21 protein-coding genes and 1 pseudogene are annotated in these 21,467 nt (G+C 65.1%); 12 read left to right on the top strand and 10 right to left on the bottom strand.

Translation table 11 applies throughout. The features are described from left to right. Positions 1–9: 9 nt before the first annotated feature. Positions 10–1,176 (bottom strand): ubiquinol oxidase subunit II, encoded by a 1,167-nt coding sequence (cyoA, locus tag G6P99_RS45985; RefSeq protein ID WP_029079630.1) that lies wholly within the window; start codon positions 1,174–1,176, stop codon positions 10–12. A 244-nt stretch (positions 1,177–1,420) separates the two neighbouring features. Between cyoA and G6P99_RS45980 the strand changes: the two genes are divergently transcribed. After that, positions 1,421–2,713, top strand: coding sequence for an MFS transporter (locus G6P99_RS45980; RefSeq protein WP_029079631.1), 1,293 nt, complete (start codon positions 1,421–1,423; stop codon positions 2,711–2,713). Between the two features lie 183 nt (positions 2,714–2,896). Here G6P99_RS45980 and G6P99_RS45975 read toward each other — a convergent pair whose 3' ends face one another. Beyond that, positions 2,897–3,706: a transporter gene (locus G6P99_RS45975; protein ID WP_029079632.1), complete on the bottom strand. Its 810-nt coding sequence runs from the start codon at positions 3,704–3,706 to the stop codon at positions 2,897–2,899. A 59-nt stretch (positions 3,707–3,765) separates the two neighbouring features. Here G6P99_RS45975 and G6P99_RS45970 point away from each other — a divergent pair, with 59 nt between their 5' ends. Further along, entirely contained in the window at positions 3,766–4,275 is a 510-nt protein-coding gene (locus tag G6P99_RS45970; RefSeq protein WP_334261889.1) for a hypothetical protein, read from the top strand. Between the two features lie 85 nt (positions 4,276–4,360). Next, the gene (locus G6P99_RS45965) at positions 4,361–4,762 is read left to right on the top strand and encodes a c-type cytochrome (protein ID WP_051346099.1); all 402 of its coding nucleotides are present in this window, start codon (positions 4,361–4,363) and stop codon (positions 4,760–4,762) included. A gap of 162 nt (positions 4,763–4,924) precedes the next feature. Here the strand turns inward: G6P99_RS45965 and G6P99_RS45960 are convergent, their stop codons facing one another. Then, positions 4,925–6,427 (bottom strand): M48 family metalloprotease, encoded by a 1,503-nt coding sequence (locus G6P99_RS45960; RefSeq protein ID WP_051346100.1) that lies wholly within the window; start codon positions 6,425–6,427, stop codon positions 4,925–4,927. A gap of 54 nt (positions 6,428–6,481) precedes the next feature. Continuing rightward, positions 6,482–7,250: pseudogene (locus G6P99_RS45955) on the bottom strand (thermonuclease family protein). A 170-nt stretch (positions 7,251–7,420) separates the two neighbouring features. On the opposite strand from G6P99_RS45955, the gene G6P99_RS45950 reads away from it, so the two are divergent. The 4 genes from G6P99_RS45950 (at position 7,421) to G6P99_RS45935 (ending at position 12,751) form a co-directional block, all read left to right on the top strand. Further along, positions 7,421–8,626 carry an ABC transporter substrate-binding protein gene (locus G6P99_RS45950; RefSeq protein ID WP_029079637.1) on the top strand — a complete coding sequence of 402 codons (1,206 nt, stop codon included), beginning with the start codon at positions 7,421–7,423 and terminating at the stop codon, positions 8,624–8,626. A 121-nt stretch (positions 8,627–8,747) separates the two neighbouring features. Further along, on the top strand, positions 8,748–9,542 hold the full coding sequence (locus G6P99_RS45945; RefSeq protein ID WP_165126823.1) for an enoyl-CoA hydratase: 795 nt from the start codon (positions 8,748–8,750) through the stop codon (positions 9,540–9,542). A 15-nt stretch (positions 9,543–9,557) separates the two neighbouring features. Then, the gene (locus G6P99_RS45940) at positions 9,558–10,313 is read left to right on the top strand and encodes a hypothetical protein (RefSeq protein ID WP_029079639.1); all 756 of its coding nucleotides are present in this window, start codon (positions 9,558–9,560) and stop codon (positions 10,311–10,313) included. Between the two features lie 326 nt (positions 10,314–10,639). Continuing rightward, entirely contained in the window at positions 10,640–12,751 is a 2,112-nt protein-coding gene (locus G6P99_RS45935) for an acetate--CoA ligase family protein (protein WP_029079640.1), read from the top strand. A gap of 149 nt (positions 12,752–12,900) precedes the next feature. Here G6P99_RS45935 and G6P99_RS45930 read toward each other — a convergent pair whose 3' ends face one another. The 3 genes from G6P99_RS45930 to G6P99_RS45920 are packed head-to-tail and all read right to left on the bottom strand — an operon-like array spanning position 12,901 to position 15,967. Next, positions 12,901–13,701, bottom strand: coding sequence for an enoyl-CoA hydratase/isomerase family protein (locus G6P99_RS45930; RefSeq protein ID WP_029079641.1), 801 nt, complete (start codon positions 13,699–13,701; stop codon positions 12,901–12,903). A 19-nt stretch (positions 13,702–13,720) separates the two neighbouring features. Further along, positions 13,721–14,881: an acyl-CoA dehydrogenase family protein gene (locus G6P99_RS45925; protein ID WP_029079642.1), complete on the bottom strand. Its 1,161-nt coding sequence runs from the start codon at positions 14,879–14,881 to the stop codon at positions 13,721–13,723. 18 nt (positions 14,882–14,899) lie between these two features. Then, the gene (locus G6P99_RS45920) at positions 14,900–15,967 is read right to left on the bottom strand and encodes an acyl-CoA dehydrogenase family protein (protein WP_029079643.1); all 1,068 of its coding nucleotides are present in this window, start codon (positions 15,965–15,967) and stop codon (positions 14,900–14,902) included. 274 nt (positions 15,968–16,241) lie between these two features. Between G6P99_RS45920 and G6P99_RS45915 the strand changes: the two genes are divergently transcribed. Both G6P99_RS45915 and G6P99_RS45910 read left to right on the top strand, forming a co-directional pair. Further along, positions 16,242–17,003, top strand: a complete 762-nt coding sequence (locus G6P99_RS45915; RefSeq protein WP_029079644.1) for an N-acyl homoserine lactonase family protein — start codon at positions 16,242–16,244, stop codon at positions 17,001–17,003. Positions 17,004–17,107: 104 nt separating this feature from the next. Next, positions 17,108–17,890 (top strand): SDR family NAD(P)-dependent oxidoreductase, encoded by a 783-nt coding sequence (locus tag G6P99_RS45910; RefSeq protein WP_029079645.1) that lies wholly within the window; start codon positions 17,108–17,110, stop codon positions 17,888–17,890. A 195-nt stretch (positions 17,891–18,085) separates the two neighbouring features. Here G6P99_RS45910 and G6P99_RS45905 read toward each other — a convergent pair whose 3' ends face one another. Both G6P99_RS45905 and G6P99_RS45900 read right to left on the bottom strand, forming a co-directional pair. Then, positions 18,086–18,364: a GlsB/YeaQ/YmgE family stress response membrane protein gene (locus tag G6P99_RS45905; RefSeq protein ID WP_029079646.1), complete on the bottom strand. Its 279-nt coding sequence runs from the start codon at positions 18,362–18,364 to the stop codon at positions 18,086–18,088. Between the two features lie 36 nt (positions 18,365–18,400). Continuing rightward, positions 18,401–19,003, bottom strand: a complete 603-nt coding sequence (locus G6P99_RS45900) for a YidB family protein (protein ID WP_165126820.1) — start codon at positions 19,001–19,003, stop codon at positions 18,401–18,403. A gap of 150 nt (positions 19,004–19,153) precedes the next feature. On the opposite strand from G6P99_RS45900, the gene G6P99_RS45895 reads away from it, so the two are divergent. The 3 genes from G6P99_RS45895 to G6P99_RS45885 are packed head-to-tail and all read left to right on the top strand — an operon-like array spanning position 19,154 to position 20,866. Beyond that, the gene (locus tag G6P99_RS45895) at positions 19,154–20,164 is read left to right on the top strand and encodes a 2-dehydropantoate 2-reductase (RefSeq protein WP_029079648.1); all 1,011 of its coding nucleotides are present in this window, start codon (positions 19,154–19,156) and stop codon (positions 20,162–20,164) included. Between the two features lie 50 nt (positions 20,165–20,214). Then, positions 20,215–20,421 (top strand): hypothetical protein, encoded by a 207-nt coding sequence (locus tag G6P99_RS45890; RefSeq protein WP_029079649.1) that lies wholly within the window; start codon positions 20,215–20,217, stop codon positions 20,419–20,421. Between the two features lie 22 nt (positions 20,422–20,443). Further along, the gene (locus tag G6P99_RS45885; protein ID WP_029079650.1) at positions 20,444–20,866 is read left to right on the top strand and encodes a CAP domain-containing protein; all 423 of its coding nucleotides are present in this window, start codon (positions 20,444–20,446) and stop codon (positions 20,864–20,866) included. A 10-nt stretch (positions 20,867–20,876) separates the two neighbouring features. Here the strand turns inward: G6P99_RS45885 and G6P99_RS45880 are convergent, their stop codons facing one another. Further along, the gene (locus G6P99_RS45880) at positions 20,877–21,467 is read right to left on the bottom strand and encodes a hypothetical protein (protein WP_156928470.1); all 591 of its coding nucleotides are present in this window, start codon (positions 21,465–21,467) and stop codon (positions 20,877–20,879) included.

Genomic DNA, 21,467 nt, shown 5'->3' with positions numbered 1-21,467 from the left:
CGGCGCTCCTCAGGAGTCTGATTTCGGGCGCTGGCCGAGCAGCAAAGACGTCGATGACGGATGGGCGGGCGAGAACGGCGGCCGCTTCAGCCCGACGCCGCGCAGTGGCGTCAGGTCGAGCGGCGCGAGAACGTCACGCGATGGCGCATCCTTGATCTCGTCCATCGAGCAGATGCCGGCGACGAAGGTCGGCTCAGTGCCGAGCGGCGCGCCGCGGCGGGCGTATTTGTCGTAAGTCAGCGGCAGGGTGTTGTTGAGGCCTTCGCGGCCGAGCCCGCCCTTGGCGTCGATCGCCATCATCTCGCTCATGCACATCTTGCCCGGCTCGACGCACATGTTGAGGATCGCCTTGTAGAGATCGCGATCGACGGTGCCATAGAGCCGCACCGGATCGTTCTGGCTCGGACGCTCGAGCTGCAGATAGTCGGTGCGGCCGAGCATGTTGGTGCTGGCCTTGGCGTTGGCGACCCACTTGTCGAAGCCTTGGGACGACAGGCTCTTGAAGTCGAAATGCATGCCGGAGAAGCCGGCACCGCTGTAGTTGGCGGAGAAGCCGCGGAAGGTGCCCTCCTGGTTGGCGACCGCGTGCAGCTTAGTCTCCATGCCCGGCATCGCGTAGATCTGGCCGGCGAGGGCGGGGATGTAGAACGAGTTCATCACGGAAGATGCCGTGATGCGGAAGCGGATCGGGCGGTCGATCGGAGCTGCGAGCTCGTTGACGGCGGCGACGCCGTAATCCGGGTAGATGAACAGCCACTTCCAGTCGAGCGCGACCACCTCGACATTGAGCGGGGCGTCCTTGCTCTCGATCGGCTTGTCGGCGGCGATGCGGCCGAGCGAGCGGTAGGGATCGAGCAGATGCGTGCCCATCCAGGTCAGCGCGCCGAGGCAGATGATGATGAGTAGCGGCGCTGACCAGATCACCAGCTCGAGCTGGGTCGAGTGACCCCAGTCCGGCTCGTACGATGCTTCGGTATTGGATTGCCGGTAGCGCCAGGCGAAGAAGATGGTCAGCGCCATCACCGGAAGCACGATCACGAGCATCAGGATGGTGGAGATCACGACGAGGTCGCGCTGCTGCGCGGCGATGTCGCCGGCAGGCGCCAGGACGACGAAATCGCACCCGCCAAGGAACGCCGCGAACGGCAATAAGGCCAGTAATTTCAAGGCGCGCACGGCTCACCCCGCTAGAATTTCATGAGTTCCGCCAACGGGTAGCTGCGATGCAGCAAAGTTGACATTGGACAATTTGTCCAATGTTGCACTGCGGGATAGGAGGTCAGAAGGTGAAGTGGACCGCGTGGCAAATTCTGCTCGTGGCCTCATCTTGTTTGAGCATGATCTGTTCGGAAAACCGGTTTCCACTTTTCCGGATCATGCTCCAAAGGACGGTTCTCCGGCGATGGCACAAGCCCCAGCAATGGCTCACGGCACCCCGACGGCATCAGGCCACGGGCAGGCGAAACCCGGCGAAATCGCCATCGGCGTCATCATCGGACGCACCTCGGAATTCTTCGACTTCTTTGTCTATGCAATCGCCTCGGTGATCGTGTTCCCGAAGCTGGTCTTCCCGTTCGTCAATGAACTGACCGGCACGCTCTATTCGTTCGGGATCTTCGCGCTGGCTTTCGCCGCGCGGCCGCTCGGCACCGTCATCTTCATGGCGGTCGACCGCCGCCACGGCAAGGGCGCCAAGCTCGTCATCGCGCTGTTGCTGCTCGGCACCGCCACGGTCGCGATCGCCTTCCTGCCTGGCTACGACACGATCGGCGTCGCGGCGATCTGGCTATTGGCTGCCGCGCGGCTCGCGCAGGGCATCGCCTGGGGCGGCGCGTGGGACGGTCTCGCCTCGCTGCTCGCGATGAATTCGCCGCCGAATCGCCGCGGCTGGTATGCGATGGTGCCGCAACTCGGCGCGCCGCTCGGGCTGATCGTGGCGAGCGCGCTGTTCGCGTTCTTCGCCGGCAACCTCTCGGCGGATGATTTCTTCGATTGGGGCTGGCGCTATCCGTTCTTCGTCGCCTTCGCCATCAACGTGGTGGCACTGTTCGCGCGGCTGCGCATGGTGGCGACCGATGAATATTCCGAGCTGTTCGAAAGCCGCGATCTCGAGCCGGCGCGGGTCGGCGAAACCATCAAGCAGGAGGGCCGCCACATCCTGCTCGGCGCGTTTGCGCCGCTGGCGAGCTTTGCCCTGTTCCACATGGTTACGGTGTTTCCGCTGTCCTGGGTGTTCCTGTTCACCAAGGAAAGCCCGGTGCGCTTCCTGATCATCGAGATGATCGGCGCCGCTGTCGGCGTCGTCGCGATCATCGCCTCCGGCATGATCGCCGACCGCGTCGGCCGCAAGCCGCTGCTGCTCGGATCGGCGGTCGCGATCGCTGTCTACAGCGGCTTCGCCCCGCAGCTGCTCGATGCCGGCGCGGTCGGCGAGACGGTCTACATGGTGCTCGGCTTCGTGCTGCTGGGCCTGTCGTTCGGCCAGTCGTCGGGCGCGATCGCCTCGAGCTTCGCGCGGACCTATCGCTACACGGCCTCGGCGCTGACCTCGGATTTCGCCTGGCTGTTCGGCGCCGGCTTTGCGCCACTCGCAGCGCTGCTGCTGGCGACCCATTTCGGCCTGATCTCGGCCGGTGCCTATCTTCTGTCGGGCGCGGTGTGGACGCTGCTGGCGCTGTGGCTCAGCGGCCTGCGCGAAGCCGAAGTTAATTAGCACGCAGCCCTGTCTTCTCCTTCCCCCTGAAAGGGGGAGGGTCGGGATGGGGGTCAGCCGCAGGCGACGCTGCAAGCGGGAGAGCAGATCCCCACCCGCTTTGCTCTGGCGAGCAAAGCGACCTCCCCTTTTCAAGGGGAGGTGGAAGCGCCGCGCGGATTGAGATGGGCCTATCACCCATCGTCATCGGAACAGTCCGTCGACGCGGAACGAATACCCCGCACCGACGATATAGTTCGGCGAGTTGCGGTTGAGCCCGAACGCGACATGGAGGTCGACCTGCTGGGTCGGCGTGATCCGGTAGAGACCGCCGGAATTGATCAGCTGGGTCGGCCGCGCGCCGTCGGGATAGTCGCCGACATATTCAGTGAACACGCTGATCCGCTCGGTCAGCTTCTTCTCGATCACGAAGGTCGCTTCCGACATGTGCCGTCCCGTCAGCTCGGCGGGACGGAAGAATTCCGTGAACATGCCGCTGACGCCCCAGCCGTCATGCAGCTCCCAGGACCATGGCAGCTGGATGTAGGGCTGCGCGCCGCGCCCGGCGATTTCGGCCGCACCGGTCGGCAGCGCGACGCCGGCGGTGAGTGAGAGGTCGATCTTCCCCGGCACCGGGCTGATCTGCCATTTGATCCCGGGCGCCACGTCGGAAAATCCCGAGGCGCCGGGCGACTTCAGCGTGCCGGTATAGCTCGGCAGGTCGATCAGCACTTCGAGGCAGGGCGCGATGCCGAGCCGCCAGCGGCTGTTGCTGCCGTCGATGCTGCGGCCACTGTTGCGGCCGGTCAGGTTGACGCCGTTCTCGTTCTGCAAGCTCCCGACCGGCACGACGATACTCGAATTGGTTACGTCGGGCCGGTCGGTCGCAATTTCGTCGCTCGCCTTGGGACAGCCGTCCGCGCGCGCGGCGGTGGCTGCTGCGAGTGTGAGCGCAGCAAGCGCGCACCCGAGTTGGGCAAGTCGAGCGACGGCGCCGCACCGGTTGGGAAACACTGGGGATGCTCCTGTCGCGCGGCGCGCTGCGGAGGTGGCAGCTTGGAATAGATCGGCCGATGACGCGGATATTCCTCGCAGACGGGAAAAAACTTCAACAAGACGTGCTGATGTCAGCGATCAATGCGGCTGGCGTCCTGCGCCATTGTGCGGCAAGCTTGGGCTGCCGATCGAGGCGGCACGGCATGACCGCTCGAACGCCACGCGGATATCGCGCACCGATTGCCATTGGCGCTCTGCTGCTGGGTCTGCTGGACCCATCGGGGGTCTTTGCCCGCGGGGGCAGCTTTCCGCGCGATGACCCCTGGAACGCGGAGCGCATCGACAATCTGCCGCCCGATATCCGCAATGCGGTCCTGCATATGTGCGGGTCGCGGCCCAATGCCGGGCACTATTTCGCGACCTATCTCGACAACGCCCGCGTGGTCAGGCTGCACTTCGAGCACTTCAATTGCGAGGGCGCGCAGCAATTGCACCACCGCACCGATGGCTGCCTGCATCAGGAATACGCCCGCTCGGGCGCGCATTATCATCTGACCCGCAATTACGTCGGCCGCTGCGAGGATTGAAGGAACCCGCCCGCAGGCGGAATTTCAGGGAATAGAATGGCAGGGTGGCTGCTCCTGTTGTGGTGGCAAACAGGAGCCCCATGGAATGACTATTCGTTCGATCGCAGGCGCCATCGCGCCGCGGCACGCCAAAATCGCCGCGATGGCGGCGATTGCGCTTGTACTCGCCCTCAACAGCGCCCGGGCGGCGGGAGATCCGGCGCGCGGCGCCACGCTGTACCAGGGCTGCGGCGATTGCCATTCGATCGAGAAGAACGACGTCGGCCCGATGCACAAGGGTGTCGTCGGCCGCCTCGCCGGCTCGGTCGCAGGCTACAATTACTCGCCGGCGCTGAAGGACTCGAAGATCGTGTGGACCGAGGCGAATCTCGACAAATGGCTGACCGGTCCGGACGCCATGGTTCCGGGCACCAAGATGTTCTACGAGGTTCAGGATCCGAAGGATCGCGCCGACATCATCGCCTTCTTGAAGGAGAAGGCGAAATAGCGCGTTCTCTCTCTACGTCGTCCCTGCGAAGCAGGGACCCATAACCAAAGGAAGATGGTGTTAGGGCGCGCTGTTGGCCCCAACTTTTTCCATCAATCGATAACGGTGGTTATGGGTCCCGGCGTTCGCCGGGACGACGGTGGTGAGGGTGCGTGCACGGCCTCAATCCACCACGATCTTGACGCGGTCGCGCGGCTTCACCTGGGCGTGGGAATCGAGTCCGTTGAGCACGCGGAAGCGCTCGGCCGGATGATCGATGCCGGCCATGCGGTGCGACAGCGATTCCACGGTATCGCCGGGCTGCACGTTGATGACCTTGATGCGCAGCGGGCGCGCGGCCTGGATCTCGTCGAGCGTCAGGCGGCGGAACGAGCTGACGGTCTCGCGCGCGTTACGCTCGCTCTCGGTGGATTTCTGCTTGGCGGCGAAGATGAAGCGATAGACGTCGCTGCCGAAGCGCAGCGCGTAGACCTTGAACTGCCACTGGTCGCCATGCGCGGTGGCCGATGCCGCCGGAAAGCCATTGATGTTGAGGTCCTCGGTCGAGGACTTCTCGACGCCTTCCATCCAGCCGGAGTTCAGATAGTCGCCGAGCGACTGCTCGGCCGGTACCCGCACCACATCGAAGCGCATCGCCTGGCTGCCGCCCTCGCGGACGCCGATCACCGCCTGCGCGGTGTTGTCGAGCGTGAAATTGTCGGGCGCGGTGAAGGTGAAGCCGAGCTTGGGATGCAGGAAGCGGCGGCCGCGCACAAACCCCTCGCTGGGGTCCTCGCCATAGACGATGTTATCGATCGCGGCGAGATAGGTCTCGCGGTCGCGCTCGTTGTTTTCGGGCGACGAGTATTGCCGCGCGGTGGTCTGCGCATTGGCGATGCGCTCAGGCGTCGCCGGATGCGACGAGGTGAAGTCCTGCGCGCGCGGATCGAGCGCGGTCTTGCCGACCTTGAGCGCGGCATTGCGCTCCATCGCGGTCAGGAAGCGCGCCGCGCCGTAGGGATCGAAATGTGCGCGCGCGGCGATCCCGACGCCGATGCCGTCGGCCTCGAACTCCTGCTGCCGCGAGAAGCTCGCCATTGTCAGCTTGGTCTTGGCGAGCGCCAGCGCCGTGAGATCGGGGTCGCTGCTCATGTCGGTGACGACGCGCGTCACGACCGCGGCCTGGCGCGCCTGGTCCTCGCGCATCGCGGCGTGCTTGGCCAGCACATGCGCCATTTCGTGGCTCAGCACCGAGGAGAGCTCGGAAGTGTCGCTGGCGAGCGCGATCAGGCCGCGCGTGACGTAGAGCTGGCCGGTCGGCAGCGCGAAGGCGTTGACCGCGCCGGAATTGAGGATCGTGACCTTGTAGGCCTGGTCGGGCCGTTCGGACGCGGCGACCAACTGATCGACGGTCTTGCTGATCAGGGCCTCGAGCTTCGGATCGTCATAGGCGCCGCCATAGGACGACAGGATGCGCTCATGCTCGCGTTCGCTGTTGGGCGTCTGCTGCACCACGCGGTTCGGCTTCACCGGCGCCGCCGCTGCGGTCGGGGGGGCCTGCTCGAAACGGCCGACATTGCCGATATTGCCGCAGGCCGAGAGCGTCAGGGCCGCGCAGACGAGCGCCGGCGCAGCCCAAAGACGGCGGCCAGTCCCCTCTTCACGCCGTCCTGCGTGCTCAATCACGTCAAATACCCACAAATTGTCCCATGAACCGGCCGGGGCATGGCCTCCTGGCCCCTAGTTCCCGCCGAGCACTTCAAGCTGCCCCACCCGGAGCAATTCGATTCGCGGCCCACGTCGTGCTTCCACCCAGCCTCGAACACGAATCCTACGATTTTCCAGAGACTTGGGCGCAAGCCCGGCAGCCTCGAACGCAGGGACTATGCGCCTTGAAATAGTCGCAGCAAAGTCCCGAGTCCAGTTTCGGCCGAAATTCAGATAGGTCGTCGCGCCAGCCTGACGCACGGACAAAACCCTGCCCTCGACCACTGTAAAACGCCCGATCCCGGTCAAAATATCGTCGGAACTTTCGGCGTTTTTTATGACGCTGGACTCGGCCCAGGTTCCCGATCGGGCGGTCCTCGCCTCGGCCTCCGCCGCCATCAGGGCCGCGGCGCAGTCCTTGTCGGCGATCTCTGAAGACACCAGAGCGAGGCCACGGCGCAGCAATTCACCCTGCACGGGCATCTCTTGGCCTTCGAGGAAAGCATAGGCCGGCTGCCGGCCATAGCGGTCCGGCGTGTCGTCCTGTCCGCGCAGCGTCACGTCGCGGCCGAGCAGCAGCGCCGACAGCGCGGCGGTGGCCTTCGTCCTGTCCGCCACCTCGATGCCGGCAAGCTTGACCTCACGGCCGTCGTCGAGCCGGAAGCTGCGCGCATCGTACTGCCGCAACACGGCCCTCGCCCTGAATCTCGAAACTGCATCCGGCCGCGTGACTTGCGCCGCAAGCAAGCAGCGTCGTGCACGCGAGCAGGGTGCTGCGAGCTAGCGTCGACAGAATCTGCATCGATAGAATCTGCACGGCTCGATCTTCGCACATCTTGACCATTCCGTTCAGCGGAAAACACGTGTCAGCTCCGCGGCTTGCCGCTGTGCATGGCATGCGGCATGATCCCGCGCGCGTGAAACGGACCGGCCGCGACGGAATGAGGTCCGTGCTTCAAGGGGAGGGTGTGAATGAGACGAGTTTTGGCCGGCGTGTTGGCCTGTGTGTTTGCGATCTCGGCGAATGCGTCGCTGGCGCAGGACAAGCCTCCGCTGAAGCTCGGCGGCATCCTCGATATGTCGAGCCTCTATGCCGACATCACCGGCTCGGGCAGCGAAACCGCGGCCAAGATGGCGGTGGAGGATTTCGGCGGCACGGTGCTCGGCCGCAAGGTCGAGATCGTGGTCGGCGACCATCTCAACAAGGCCGACCTTGCCGCCAACATCGCCCGCGACATGATCGACAACCAGGGTGTCGAGATGATCTTTGACGTCGCGGCGTCAGCGACGGCGCTTGCCGCCGGCGAGATCGCCAAGGCGCGCGGCAAGATCATCATGTTCAACGGCCCGGGCTCGATCCGCCTCTCCAACGAGGCCTGCGGCCCCTATACCGTGCACTATGTGTTCGATACCTTTGCGCAGGCCAATGTGACCGGCCTTGCCGCGGTGAAATCCGGCCTCGACACCTGGTTCTTCCTGACCGCGGACTACGCCTTCGGCCAGGACCTGGAAAAGGACACCAGCAATGTCGTGGTGAAGTCGGGCGGCAAGGTGCTCGGCAACGTGCGGCATCCGATCAACACCTCGGACTTCTCCTCCTTCCTGCTGCAGGCGCAGGCTTCCAAGGCCAAGGTGATCGGGCTCGCCAATGCCGGCGGCGACACCATCAACGCGATCAAGCAGGCGGCGGAATTCGGCCTCACCAAGACCGGCCAGAAGCTGTCGCCGCTCTTGGCCTTCGTCACCGACATCGACAGCGTCGGGCTCGACACCGCGCAAGGCCTGCTGCTGGCGGAAGCGTTCTATTGGGACCTCAATGACGACACCCGCGCGTTCTCAAAACGCTTCATGGAGCGCGTCAAGCGGGTGCCGACCTCGGCGCAGGCCGGCGTCTATTCCTCGGTGACGCATTACCTGAAGGCGGTGAAGGCCGCCGGCACCACCGATGCGGCCGCCGTCATGAAGGTGATGAAGGAGACCCCGATCAACGACATGTTCGCCAAGAACGGCCGGATTCGCGAGGACGGCCGCATGGTACACGACATGTACCTGTTCGAGGTCAAGAAGCCCTCGGAATCGAAGGGGCGCTGGGACGATTACAAGCTGCTCGCGACGGTGCCGGGTGACCAGGCGTTCCAGCCGCTCGCCGACTCGCGCTGCCCGCTAGTGAAGAAGTGACGCGAAGCGTCATCCCGGGGCGATGCGTAGCATCGAACCCGGGATCTCGAGGTTCCGGGTCTGGTGCTTACGCACCATCCCGGAACGACGGATTCAAAACAACAACGAAAGGCAAAACGCCATGAGCGACAATCAGATGGTTCTCCAATCCCTCGAGCATGGCCTGCTCACCATCACCATGAACCGGCCGGAGCGGCGCAATGCGCTCAATCCGGACATGACGCGCGGCCTTGTCGAGGCGGCGCGGCGTGCGCAGGACGATACCGAGGTGCGCGCGGTGCTGATCCGGGGCGCCGGCGGCACCTTCTGCGTCGGCGGCGACGTCAAGTCGATGGCCGAAGGCCGCGCGCCGCTGCCGTTCGAGGCCAAGATGGCAAACTTGCGCCGCGGCATGGAGGTCTCGCGCATCCTGCACACGATGCCGAAGCCGGTGGTGGCGCAGCTCGACGGCGCGGCGGCCGGCGCCGGGCTCTCGATCGCGCTGTCCTGCGATCTCCGCGTCGCCAGCGCCTCCTGCAAGATCACCACCGCCTTTGCCAAGGTCGGTTTCTCCGGCGATTACGGCGGCACCTATTTCCTGACCAAGATGCTCGGCAGTGCGAAAGCGCGCGAGCTCTATCTGATGTCGCCGGTGCTGTCGGCGCAGGAGGCGTACAATCTCGGCATGGTCTCCAAGGTGGTGCCCGATGCCGATATCGAGGCCGAGGCGCTGGAACTCGCGCGATCGCTGGCGCAGGGACCGTCGGTGACGCTCGGCTACATCAAGCGCAACATCAACAATGCCGAGACGATGACGCTGGAGGCCTGCTTCGACGGCGAGGCGATCCATCACACCCGCACCGGCGACACCGCCGACCACAAGGAAGCGGCCAAGGCCTTCGTCGAGAAGCGCAAGCCCACCTTCCAAGGTCAGTAAGCCGTGACCAATCACATGGCCGAGTACATGCGGCTGCGGCAGATCTGCCTGGTGGCACCGCAGCTTGCGCCCGTGATCGCGGACATCTCCGCGATCATGGGCCTCGATGTCTGTTACCGCGACGGCAACGTCGCCAAATACGGGCTCGAGAACGCGCTGCTGCCGGTCGATACCATCCTGCTGGAAGTGGTCGCGCCGTTCCAGCCGGGGCCCGGCACGGCGGCCGGCCGCTTCATCGAGAAGACCGGCGGCCGCGGCGGCTACATGGCGATCTTCTGCTGCGAGGATCCCGATGCGCGCGGCGTAAAGGCCAATGCGATGGGCGTGCGCACCGCGAACGTGATCACGCACGCGCCCTATCACGGGGTGCAGCTGCACCCGCGCGACTGCCGTGCCGCCTTCATCGAGTTCAACCACACCGACGGCAGCGACGACGTCCTGGGCCCATATCCGCCGGCCGGCCCGGACTGGCAGAAATCGATCCGCAGGGACACGACGGTGGCACTGACCGAGGTCGAGATGCAGAGCCCCGAGCCGCAGGGGTTGGCGGAGCATTGGGGCAAGATCGTCGGCTTTCCCGCCAGCGGCACCGTGGTGAAGCTGCCGAATGCGACCTTCCGCTTCGTCAAAGGCGACAGCGAGATCATGAGCGGGTTGACGTTCAAGGTCGCCGACAAGGCGAAGGTACTGGACGCCTCGAAAGCCAGGGGCTGCGCGGTGGCGGGGGATGAGTTCCTGCTCTGCGGCGTGACGTTCAAGCTGACGGCGTAGTCCACCGTCATTGCGAGGAGCTCGCGACAGAATTGCAAAGCAATTTTGCGCTGAAGCGACGAAGCAATCCATTGTTTCCGCAAGTGGAGGGTTGGATTGCTTCGCTTCGCTCGCAATGACCGCTACAGATCATTTTTCCGTCATCCTGAGGAGCGCGCAGCGCGTCTCGAAGGATGCACGGCCCGGCCGCGGCCGTCGATCCTTCGAGACGGCCGCGTTGCGGCCTCCTCAGGATGACGGAGAACGACTGTCGGTTGTTTGGAGAGATTGAGCTGACGGCAACGATCCAATATCGTTGAGCGCAATAACAACAATCGGAACGCCCCATGCCGCATCCGCTCGATTCCTTCTTCGCCCCAAAGAGCATCGCGCTGATCGGCGCCTCGCGCGATCACGAGAAGATTCCCGGGCGGCTGCTCGCGATGCTGCGCAAGAACGGCTATCCGGGCGCGCTCTATCCGATCAATCCGAACTATGACGAGATCGACGGCCTAAAATGCTTCAAGTCGGTCGCCGAGATCGGCGCGCCGATCGACCTCGCCGTCATCGTCATTCCGGCCCGTGCGGTGCTGCCGGCGCTGGAGCAGTGCGCCTCCGTCGGCGTCAGGAACGCGGTCATCATCTCGTCCGGCTTTGCCGAGGAGGGCGGCGACAGCGCTGACATGCAGGACGCGATCGTGGCGCTGGCGAAGCGAACCGGGATGCGGATCTCCGGTCCGAACGCGGAAGGATTCTACAGCCAGGCGCAGAAGGTCGCCGCGACCTTCAGCCCAACCGTCGACGTCAAGCCGGATGCGCCTGATCTGGTGGCGAGCCAGCGGCGGATCGGCATCGTCGCGCAGAGCGGCGGCATCGGCTTTGCGATCTATCATCGCGCCAAGGCGCTCGGCGTAGCCCTTAGCTATGTCGTCAGCGCCGGCAATGAGAGCGATCTCGGCGCCGGCGAGTTCCTCGACTATATGGTGCAGGATGCCTCGACCGACGTGATCCTGTTGTTCATCGAGGGCATCCGTGACGTCGACAATTTTTTGACCGCGGCGAAGCGCGCGGCAGAGCTCAGGAAGCCCGTGATCGTCACCAAGGTCGGCCGCTCCGGCGCGGGCGAGCGCGCGGCCGCGTCGCATACTGCGAGCATGGCGGGCTGGTCGGCGGCCTATGACGCGGTGTTCGCGAAGTATGGCTTCATCGTCTCCAACGATCTCGACGAGGCCGTGACCATCGCCGCGGTTCTGGCCACCAACCCGCTGCCGAAGGGCGACCGCGTCGCGGTGCTGACGGTATCAGGCGGCGCCGGCATCTGGGGCGCCGACACCGTGTCGATGCAGGGCCTGCGCGTGCCGGAGCTTTCGATCGCGATCCAGAACCAGATCAAGCAATGGATGCCGTCCTACGGCGCGGCCGGCAATCCCGTCGACGTCACCGCGCAGGGCGTCTCCTCCGGCGGACTGCAGAAGAGCATCGCGCTGTTCGACGCCTCCGACGAGGTCGATGCGACCTTGGTCGTGCTGTCGCTGTCGAGCGAGACGCGGATGCCGTTCAAGGAGGCCGAGCTGAAGCCGTTGATCGCGGCGCAGAACAAGCCGGTGGTGTTCTATTCCTACACGCTGCCGTCGTATTTCGCGCGGCAGGAGCTGGCGAAATCGGGCGTGGTGGTGCTGTCGGGGCTGACCCATGTCGGCGTCGCGATGCGGCGGCTGGCGGACTATGCCGCCTTCAAGCCCGCGCCGGAGACGGCGGCATCTGCGTCGCAGATGCACGATCTTTCCGCGCATCTCAGGTCGAAGACGCTCTCCGAACATGACAGCAAGTCGCTGCTGCGCGCCGCCGGCATCGCGCTACCGGACGAGGTGCTGGTGACCGATCGCGACGGGCTCGACGCCGCGATCGAGCGCGCCGGATTTCCGCTTGTCATGAAGATCCAGTCGCCCGCGATCGCGCACAAGAGCGAGGTCGGCGGCGTCCGCGTCAACATCGCCGCCAAGGGCGCGGCGTTCACGGCCTATCGCGACATGCTGGAAAGCGTGCAGAAGCAACGGCCCGACGCTGCGATCCAGGGCGTGCTGGTCGGGCCGATGGCGAAGAAGGGCGTCGAGATCATCGTCGGCACCATGACGGACGCGACCTTCGGGCCGATGGCGATGGTGGGCCTCGGCGGCATCACCACCGAATTGTTCAAGGACGTGGTCTATCGCCCGGCGCCGGTGAGCCCGGCGGAAGCGACCACGATGCTGGAGACGCTAAAGGCCGCGCCGCTGCTGCACGGCTTCCGCGGCGCGCCGAAAGCGGATGTCGCAGCCCTTGCGCGCTTGATCTCGCAGATTTCGGTGCTGGCAGCGCAGCATGCAAGCGAGATTGCCGAGATCGAGGTCAATCCCGTGCTGGTGCATCCGGAGGGGCAGGGCGTGACGATCGTGGATGCGCTGGCGGTGCCGAAATAATTCACTGTCGTCCCGGCGAAGGCCGGGACCCATTACCACCGAACGGTGGTGGAGGAAGAAGGCAACGCCGCGTGTGCCTTTTGCGTGGGCCGCGGCGTATGGGTCCCGGCCTTCGCCGGGACGACGTGTTGAGAGCGCCGCGCCTGGCCTCACCGCCCCCTGAAGTTCGCGACGCGGCGTTCGGCGGTGGCCTTGACGCCTTCCTTGAAGTCTTCGGTCGCGCGCAGCTTGGTTTGCTCTTCCAGCTCATGGTTGGTCGCGGCGAGCACGCGGTCGGCGAGGCCGGCGCGCATGGTGGCGCGGGTTGACACCAGGCCGAGCGGCGAGCATTCGGCGATCTCCTGCGCGAGCTTCATCGCTTCAGCGCGCACCTGATCCTGCGGCACCAGCACGTTGGCGAGGCCCCAGCGATAGGCCTCCTCGCCGGTGACGCGGCGGCTGGTGTAGAACATCAGCTCGGCATTGTTCTTGCCGATCAGCTCCGGCAGCGTGGTGGTGAGGCCGAAGCCCGGATGGAAGCCGAGCTTGGTGAAGTTCGCCGAGAAACGCGCCTCGGGGCAGGCGACGCGGAAGTCGGCGGAGACCGCAAGCCCAAGCCCGCCGCCGATCGCGGCGCCATGGATCGCCGCGACGATCGGCTTCTTGTTGCGGAAGATGCGCACCGCCTGAACGTAGAGATGGTTGATCGGCAGGTTCGAGGCCGGATCGCTCTTGGCGCGCTCTTCCTGTTCCTGGCGGGAGGGATCGCCAAAATTGGCGCCGGCGCAGAACGCCTTGCCTTGCGCGGCCAGCACCGAGGCGCGGATCTCGATATTATTGTCGATTTCCTCCAGCGCGTCAGCGATCTGGTTGATCAGCGCGACATCGAAGAAGTTCAGCGGCGGCTTGCGGATTTCGATCAGGCCGACATGCCCGTGGGTCTCGACGCCGATATCCGTGTATTTGGTCATTGATCTGTCCTCGTTGAATTTAGCGCAGGCCCAAGCCGCGGGCGATGATGCCGCGCAGCACCTCGGTGGTGCCGCCCTGGATCGTCAGCTTGGGCGCGGTCTTGATGGCGAAATCGAGCTGCTTTTCCAGCGTCTCGCGGTTGGTCGCGGTTTCCTCGACGAAGGCCGCGAGATCGCGCACGCGATGCGGCAGCTGCTGCTCCCACACCGTGCCGATGTCCTTGACGATGGAGGCCTCCACCACCGGCTCCTTGCCGGCCTGCAGCATGCCGGCGACCGACACCGACATGCGGCGCATGGTGTGGACCTGCGCCACCAGGCGGCCGATGCCCTCGGCGCTGCGGGTGTCCGGGTGCTTGCCGACGGCACGCACCAGTTCGGTGAGCACGTAATAGGTTTCGAGGAAGCGCTCGGGGCCGGAGCGCTCATAGGCGAGCTCGGATGTCGCCTGCTTCCAGGCGCCGTCGACCTCGCCTAGCACGTGATCGTCGGGCACGAAGTAGTCGGTGAACACCACCTCGTTGAACTCGAACTGGCCGGTGATCTGGCCGATCGGGTTCACCTGGATGCCCGGCTGCTTCATCTTGACCAGGAACTGGGTCAGGCCGTGACGGCGGTTTTCCTTGGTCGGTGGCGACGTGCGGAAAATCGCGATCATGTAGTCGGCGATGTGCGCCGACGAGGTCCAGATCTTGGTGCCGTTGATCAGATAGCCGCCGTCGGTCTTGGTCGCGCGCGTCTTCGCCGCGAACAGATCGGAGCCGGAGTTCGGCTCGCTCATGCCGATCGCAAAACAGACCTCGCCGCGGCAGATCCGCGGCAGGATGTCCATCTTGATGTGCTCGGGCGCGTATTTCAAAAGCACCGGCCCGCTCTGGCGGTCGGCGACGAAGAAGCGCCGGGTCGGCGCATTCGCCACCCGCATTTCCTCGGTCACCACATAACGTTCGAGGAACGAACGCTCCTGGCCGCCATATTTCTTCGGCCAGGTCATGCCGAGCCAGCCCTTGGCGCCGACGCGGCGGGAGAATTCCGGCGCGTCATTGTCCTCGCGGTTCGGCGCGTGCGGATCGAAGGTGCCGGCGGCGATCTCCTCGGCGAGGAAGGCACGCACCTCCTTGCGGAGCTGCTCGCATTTTTCCGGCAGGCGGATCGGATCGAAACGAAGGGCTGCGGTCATGATGTCTCTGTCCTGATCTCAGCGCGAAGCCACCAGCGGCCACAATTCATCGGCGCCCCTGATGGCGACGAGCTTGCCGAGCTCGACCGCCCAGTAGCTCTCCGAGCCGAAATCGTCACGCCAGGCCAGCGCACGCAATGAATAGCGGTGCAGGATGTGCTCGTTGGTGAAGCCGATCGCGCCGTGCACCTGGTGCGCGATGCCGCTGCCTTTCTCAGCTGCTTCCGAGCAGCGGATCTTTGCGGAGGCCGCTTCGAGAAACACCGCGTCATTGTTCAGCGAGTTCGCGCTGGCGATGGTGTCGGCCGCCGAGGTCGCGGCGGCCAGCGCCGCGGCGGACTCGCCGGCGAGACGGGCGAGGTTGTGCTGCACCGCCTGGAATTTCGAGATCTTCTTCTCGAAGGCGACGCGCTCGTTGGAATAGCGCACGGAGATGTCGAGCATCGCCTCCAGTGCGCCAGCGATCTGAAGGCTGCGCACTACGCCGCCCATCAGCATCAGCGTGGTCTGGTCGAAACCCTTGGGCGCTGGCCTGGTCGTGGTCGGCTGCACCTTGTCGAGCGTAACGGTGTCGTTGTGATCGCCGCCAAGTCCGATGCCGGATTCGATCCGGCATTTTGCGGCATCGACCAGCGCGATCGAGATGCCGCCATTGCCGCTTGCCAGCACCGCGAAATGCTTTGCGTCCTTGGCGAACGGCACGCCGCGGGCGCGGCCGGAGAGCGAGCCGTCGGCGTTGAGCGTGACGCGGTCCTTCGGGCTTGCCGGCAGCACCGTCATCTCGCCTTCGGGAGAGGCGACCTTGGCTTGCGTCAGCAGCCAGCCGGCCAGCATTGTTTCGGCCAGCGGAACAGCGATCGCATGCCGTCCGGCGACGTTGAGGACGCTGAAACCTTCGGCGAGGCTGGCGCCGGAACCGCCGAGATCGTCGGGCACCCAGGACAGCGGCAGGCCGGCTTCGGTCAGCGCCTGCCACAGCGGCGCCTTCCATGCGCCCTGCTTGTCGTGATTGATGGTCTGGGCATCCGCGAGATCGGCGAAAATCTTCTCCGCGGTCTCGGCGACGATGTTCTCACTCTCCGCCACAGCGTTCCTCGTGTTGATTGGCTTGGGGCCAGCCATCAGGCAGGCCCTGCTTGCGGTGTTGTCTTGCGCTCAATGATGCTGAAAAGCCATAGCCGTGACAAGCGTTGCCCGCAGGGCCACTTGCGCAGACGGCATGAAGCTGGACCGGGTGCATGAATTCCGCATAGTGGACTTTGGACCGCCTCGGTTTGTATGCCAGGCGCGGGCGCAAACTGGCCGGCGCCATCGGTTCAGTCCGCCAGATGAAACTGGATCGCCTTCCAGAGGTGATGCGATGAAGATGCATATGCTGTCGGGCGGACGTCTGCGGATGTCCAAGCGGACCTATCTGCCGGATGCGGCGCGCGGCGAGATGATCGACCTGCCGGTCGCCTGCGTGCTGTTGCGGCACACGCAAGGCAATGTGCTGTTCGACACCGGATGCCATCCCGATGTTGCGACCGATCCCGAAGGGCGGCTCGGCACGCTCGCCAAATACATGACCCCGATCATGCCGGCGGATGATCACGTGCTGACGAGCCTGAAGGCGACAGGCCTTGGCCCTGATGATATCGACGTCGTGATCTGCTCTCACCTGCACACCGATCATTGCGGCTGCAACGCCTTCTTCAAGAAGGCGACGATCTTCCTCCACGCGCTCGAGATCGAGGCCGCCAACGCGGCCAACGCGTCTGATCGCGGATACATCAGGGCGGACTGGGATCACCCGTTGAAGATGGAAATCTTCGACCGGCAGATGGACGTGTTCGGCGACGGCAGGCTGACGCTGATCCCGCTGCCCGGACATTCTAAGGGCACGACCGGCGCGCTGGTCAAGCTCGATCAGAGCGGCGAATTTCTGCTCGCATCCGACGCGCTCAGCGTGCGCGCCAATCTCGATCAGCGGACTTCGCCGCGGAACAGCCTCGACGTCGACCAGTTCCTGAATTCGCTCGACGAGATCGCCAGGCTCGAAGCGTCAGGCGTCAAGATCATCTGCGGCCATGACGATGCGCAATGGGCCGGCCTGCAAAAGGGGCCGAACGCTTACACATAGGAGCCTCGACATAGGAGCCTTGCGCGGTTTGCAGGTATCTTTCCGCGCGATATGGTATGCCACCGCCGGAATTCATCTGGCTCACAACAACAGGGGAAATGCAGATGTCGAAGGATGGCTTGTGCGCGATCGTGACCGGGTCCGCGTCGGGACTTGGTGCCGCGACCGCGCAAATCCTCGCCACGGCGGGCGGGCGCATCATCATCAACTATTCCAACAGCAAGGCGGAAGCCGAGGCGACTGCCGAGCTCTGCCGCAAGCAGGGCGCCGAGGTGCTGGTGGTGCAGGGCGACGTCTCGCGCGATGAGGATTGCAAGAAGATTGCCGCCGCAGCCCAGGGCTGGGGCCGGCTCGACGTGCTCGTCAACAATGCCGGCACCACCAAGCATGTGCCGCATCACGACCTCGATGGCCTCACCGCGGAGGACTTCCAGCGCATCTATGCCGTCAACACCATCGGCCCGTTCCAGATGGTCCGTGCCGCGCGCACACTGCTCGAAGCCGGTGCCAAGGCATCTAGCCGTCCCTCGGCGGTGGTCAACATCTCCTCGGTCGCCGGCATTTCCGGCGGCGGCTCGTCGGTGGCCTATGCCGCGAGCAAGGGCGCGCTCAACACCATGACGCAATCGCTTGCGCGCGCGCTGGCGCCGCTGATCCGCGTCAACACGGTGTGCCCGGGCTATATCGACACGCCCTGGTTCACCAAGGGCCGCGGCGAGGCGGGCGCCAAGCAGGTGCGCGACACCGTGGTGGCGCGCGTGCCGCTGAAGGTCGCGTCGACGGCCGAAGATATCGCCAATCTCGTCTGCTTCCTGGCTAGCCCGGCGTCGAGCAACATGACCGGCGAGTTCGTCCGTATGGACGCGGGCATGCATCTGATCCAGTGACGAAGCGCCGTTGCAGAAATGAAAATGCCCGGGCTAGGCCCGGGCATTGTCATGTTGAAGCGGCTTTCAGTTTCGGTGTCTCGTCATTCCGGGATGGTGCGTTAGCACCAGACCACAGATGCGCAATTGCGCATCGGGGAATCTCGAGATCCCGGGTTCGATGCTACGCATCGCCCCGGGATGACGCCTACGGCGTCACCTGTTTCCCAAATCGGGGATCACGCGCGCCGCGACCAGCCTGTTCCAGATGAACAGCACCACCAGCGCCCCGATCGTGGCGGTGATGAAGCCGGCACCCTGTTCGGGACCGTAATGGCCGATGGCCTGGCCGATGAAGGTCGCGAGAAACGCGCCGGCGATGCCGAGCACGGTGGTGAGAATGAAGCCGCTTGGATTGTTGGGTCCCGGCGACAGGAGCCGCGCGATGATCCCCGCGATAAAGCCGACGATGATGACCCAGATGATGCCGCCCATGACTGTCGTCCTCCTCAGATGGAATCAACGCCGCCGCTAAAGCCTGCCGCGCAGCTCGTCGCCGCTCGGCAGCCGCCCGTCCGGCGTCAAATGATTGATCGCGTCGGGCAGATACTGGCTCAAGCCCTGCAGCAATTGGTCGCGCGACATACCGCTCTGCGACGCCAGCGAGTTGATCTGGTCAGCGCCGAGCGCGTTGGCGAGATCGCCGGGCGCGATCTGCTTGTTAGGACCGTTGCTGACCCAGGAATTGGCTGCGTCGCCATGGCCCTTCTGCTGCAACTGGTTGAGCAGATCGCCGAGGCCGCCGCTGAGCACGGTGCCGGCTGCGCCGCCGGCGAGAAGGCCACCGAGGCCGCCCTTGAGCAGATCGGAGAGCCCGCCGCCGCCGGCGCCGCCCGGCAGGCCCGCGGTGACGTTGCCGGGGAGCGGCGGCGCCTGCGCCGGTTTCGGCTCAGGGGAGGCGCTGCCCGGCTGGTCGCCGGTGAAATGCTTGACGGCCTTCCAGGCGAGCAGCGCCAGGATGGCCATCGTCATCGGCGACATTCCGCCGCCGCTCGAGCTGTCGGATTGTGTGCTTGGCGCGCTCGGACCGCGGGGGCCGTTCTGCATGCCGTTGAGTACGTCGAGTAGACCCATGATCGTCTCCTGCCGCAACCGTGCCCCGTGCGGGAAACATAGCTTCGGCCCATGACGGTTACAAGGCGAGACGCCGGCCCGACCGTGCGTCGAAATAGGCAGGCAACCCAAGGTCTGCTATCGATCCCCGATGAACGGACGTTTAGCCAGATGAACACGGACCGGCCGATCGGTATTGCGGGCGCCGGCAGCATCGGCTGCTTCGTCGGCGGCATGCTGGCGGCGGCGGGCCGCCGCGTCGCGCTGCTGGCACGGCCGCGGCTGATCCAGGAGATCTCCGCAGGCGGCTTGCGGGTCAGCAGTTTCGACGGCTCGCAGCAGACGGTATCCGCGGACCGCCTCATGCTGTCAGACGATCCGTCGATCTTGCGCGATGTTCAGACGGTGCTGGTCACGGTGAAGAGCGCCGATACCGCTGAAATGGCCGAATTGATCGCGCGCCATACACCCAGTGACGCCGCGGTGATCAGCCTGCAGAACGGCGTCGGCAATGTGCCGCTGCTGCGCGACCGTCTGCCGGGCCGCAAGGTGCTCGGCGGCATGGTGCCGTTCAATGTGGTCGCGCTCGGCGAAGGCCGCTTCCATCGTTCGACCTCGGGCGACATCGTGATCGCGCAGGATGACGCCGGCACGGCGGCGCGGCTCACGGTGCCGGGCCTTGCGATCAACAGCACCGGCAATATCGACGGCGTGCAATGGGGCAAGCTGATCGTCAATCTCGGCAATGCGCTCAATGCGCTGTCCAACATTCCGCTGCGGCAGCAGCTCGCGCAGTGTGGCTGGCGACGATTGCTTGCCGACCAGATGGCCGAGGGCTTGGCCGCGGTGCGTGCCGAAGGCATTGCGCCGGTATCGCCGACGCCGCTGCCTTTGAGTTGGATGCCGCCCTTGCTGCGACTGCCGGACACGCTGTTCGACATGCTGCTCGGCCGCACCATGAAGATCGATCCCGAGGCGCGCTCCTCGATGTGGGAGGATCTGCAGCGCGGCCGCCGCACCGAGATCGATTATCTGCAGGGTGTGATCACCGCGATTGCGGATCACCGCGGGCTCGATGTTCCGCTGTCGCGCCGCGTCATCGCGCTGATTCGGAAGGCGGAGGCCGCCGGCAAGGGATTGCCGGGGCTGACGCCCGAGCAGATTCGCGCGGCATCGTCGTGAAGGCCGACGATCATCCGCCACATCGATCAAACGTCCGAGGAGGTGACATCATGAAACGATCTTGCATCATGCTGCTCACGCTTGTTGCACTCGATGGCAGTCCGGCCCGCGCCGCGCCGCCGACCGTGGTGCCTTCGCCAGGCTATGATGCGCGCTTGCAGGAGCAGCGTGCGGCGGCCGCGGCATCAGGCCAATCGGCGATGCCTGCGCACAAGCCGGTCGCGCCCCGGCACCACAAGCGCGGCCGCGCGCGCTGATCCATTGGAGAGAAGACCTCAGATGAAGCTGCTGTTCCTCGCGCTCGCCCTCGTGCTCGGCCTGACCACGGCCGCAAGTGCCGCCGATTATGCCGGATCGATCAGTGCCTATAGGCGCGCCAACCGCATGTCCGCAGTGAAGCTCGACGCGAGCCTGAATGCGATGGCGCTGAAGCAGGCGCAGGCGATGTCGGCGAGCGGATCGGTCAGCCATTCCGCGGGCGGCAGCTTCTTCACGCGCATCGCGCCGTTGAAGAAGCAGCGCGCCGCCGAAAATATCGGCGCCGGTTTCATTGCCTTCGCCGAGATGCTGAAGCAGTGGGAAAATTCGGCGGGGCATCGCGAGAACCTGTTGATGCCGGGCGCCAAGCGCGTGGGCGTCGCCTACGTCGACAATCCGAAGTCGCCGTACCGCCGGTTCTGGGCGATGGTGATTACCGACTGATAGGAGGAAATCAGTTCCGCTTCGCGAGCTTGGTCGGCTGCGGCGGTGACGGCGCGAACAGCTTCTTCAAGCCGTCCAGTCCCTCGGAGAGCTTTGGCCATTCGCAAGAGAACGTGCCCTTGACGCAGCTCCCCGTCTGCGGCCGCACCTTGGGAAGCGGGACGACAGTCACGCGCGGCTTGACCGGCCGCGCGACCGGGACAGGCGCCTTCGCCGGCTCGCTGTGCAGCGATGCCTGCTCGATCTGCGGCAGCTGCTCCTGCGGCCTTTCCTGCCGCTCGAGCTGCTTGGCGTTGAACGCGGCGACGATGCGGGAGCGGCGCTGCTTCTCGAGATAGCCGGTATATTCCTGATCGATCTTCTTCTGCTCGTCCGGCGTCGGATTGGGACCTGCGATATCGAAGCTGCGGTCCTGCATGAAGTCGTAATAGGTGTAGCCGCCGCCTACCTTGCGCCGTCCGGCAAACTTGGCGTTGCAATCGGCGAGTTGCGCGGTCCTGTCTTCCTTGGTCTTCGCCTTCTCGGCGAGGTCGGCGCAATCCTCGAAGTCCCTCGGTGTGCCGCGCCACCATTGCGCGTGCGCGCTCATCGGCGCCAGCAT

Source organism: Bradyrhizobium sp. 6(2017) (genome assembly GCF_011058295.2).
Lineage (GTDB): Bacteria > Pseudomonadota > Alphaproteobacteria > Rhizobiales > Xanthobacteraceae > Bradyrhizobium > Bradyrhizobium septentrionale.
This window is presented reverse-complemented; position numbering and strand designations above follow the sequence as displayed.

Excerpts from the sequence above, each read along its gene's own strand:
- G6P99_RS45980 (WP_029079631.1), top strand. The coding sequence starts at position 1,421 with ATGGCTCACGGCACCCCGACGGCATCAGGCCACGGGCAGGCGAAACCC.
- G6P99_RS45970 (WP_334261889.1), top strand. The coding sequence starts at position 3,766 with ATGACGCGGATATTCCTCGCAGACGGGAAAAAACTTCAACAAGACGTG.
- G6P99_RS45965 (WP_051346099.1), top strand. The coding sequence starts at position 4,361 with ATGACTATTCGTTCGATCGCAGGCGCCATCGCGCCGCGGCACGCCAAA.
- G6P99_RS45950 (WP_029079637.1), top strand. The coding sequence starts at position 7,421 with ATGAGACGAGTTTTGGCCGGCGTGTTGGCCTGTGTGTTTGCGATCTCG.
- G6P99_RS45945 (WP_165126823.1), top strand. The coding sequence starts at position 8,748 with ATGAGCGACAATCAGATGGTTCTCCAATCCCTCGAGCATGGCCTGCTC.
- G6P99_RS45940 (WP_029079639.1), top strand. The coding sequence starts at position 9,558 with ATGGCCGAGTACATGCGGCTGCGGCAGATCTGCCTGGTGGCACCGCAG.
- G6P99_RS45935 (WP_029079640.1), top strand. The coding sequence starts at position 10,640 with ATGCCGCATCCGCTCGATTCCTTCTTCGCCCCAAAGAGCATCGCGCTG.
- G6P99_RS45930 (WP_029079641.1), bottom strand. The coding sequence starts at position 13,701 with ATGACCAAATACACGGATATCGGCGTCGAGACCCACGGGCATGTCGGC.
- G6P99_RS45925 (WP_029079642.1), bottom strand. The coding sequence starts at position 14,881 with ATGACCGCAGCCCTTCGTTTCGATCCGATCCGCCTGCCGGAAAAATGC.
- G6P99_RS45915 (WP_029079644.1), top strand. The coding sequence starts at position 16,242 with ATGAAGATGCATATGCTGTCGGGCGGACGTCTGCGGATGTCCAAGCGG.
- G6P99_RS45910 (WP_029079645.1), top strand. The coding sequence starts at position 17,108 with ATGTCGAAGGATGGCTTGTGCGCGATCGTGACCGGGTCCGCGTCGGGA.
- G6P99_RS45905 (WP_029079646.1), bottom strand. The coding sequence starts at position 18,364 with ATGGGCGGCATCATCTGGGTCATCATCGTCGGCTTTATCGCGGGGATC.
- G6P99_RS45900 (WP_165126820.1), bottom strand. The coding sequence starts at position 19,003 with ATGGGTCTACTCGACGTACTCAACGGCATGCAGAACGGCCCCCGCGGT.
- G6P99_RS45895 (WP_029079648.1), top strand. The coding sequence starts at position 19,154 with ATGAACACGGACCGGCCGATCGGTATTGCGGGCGCCGGCAGCATCGGC.
- G6P99_RS45890 (WP_029079649.1), top strand. The coding sequence starts at position 20,215 with ATGAAACGATCTTGCATCATGCTGCTCACGCTTGTTGCACTCGATGGC.
- G6P99_RS45885 (WP_029079650.1), top strand. The coding sequence starts at position 20,444 with ATGAAGCTGCTGTTCCTCGCGCTCGCCCTCGTGCTCGGCCTGACCACG.
- G6P99_RS45880 (WP_156928470.1), bottom strand. The coding sequence starts at position 21,467 with ATGCTGGCGCCGATGAGCGCGCACGCGCAATGGTGGCGCGGCACACCG.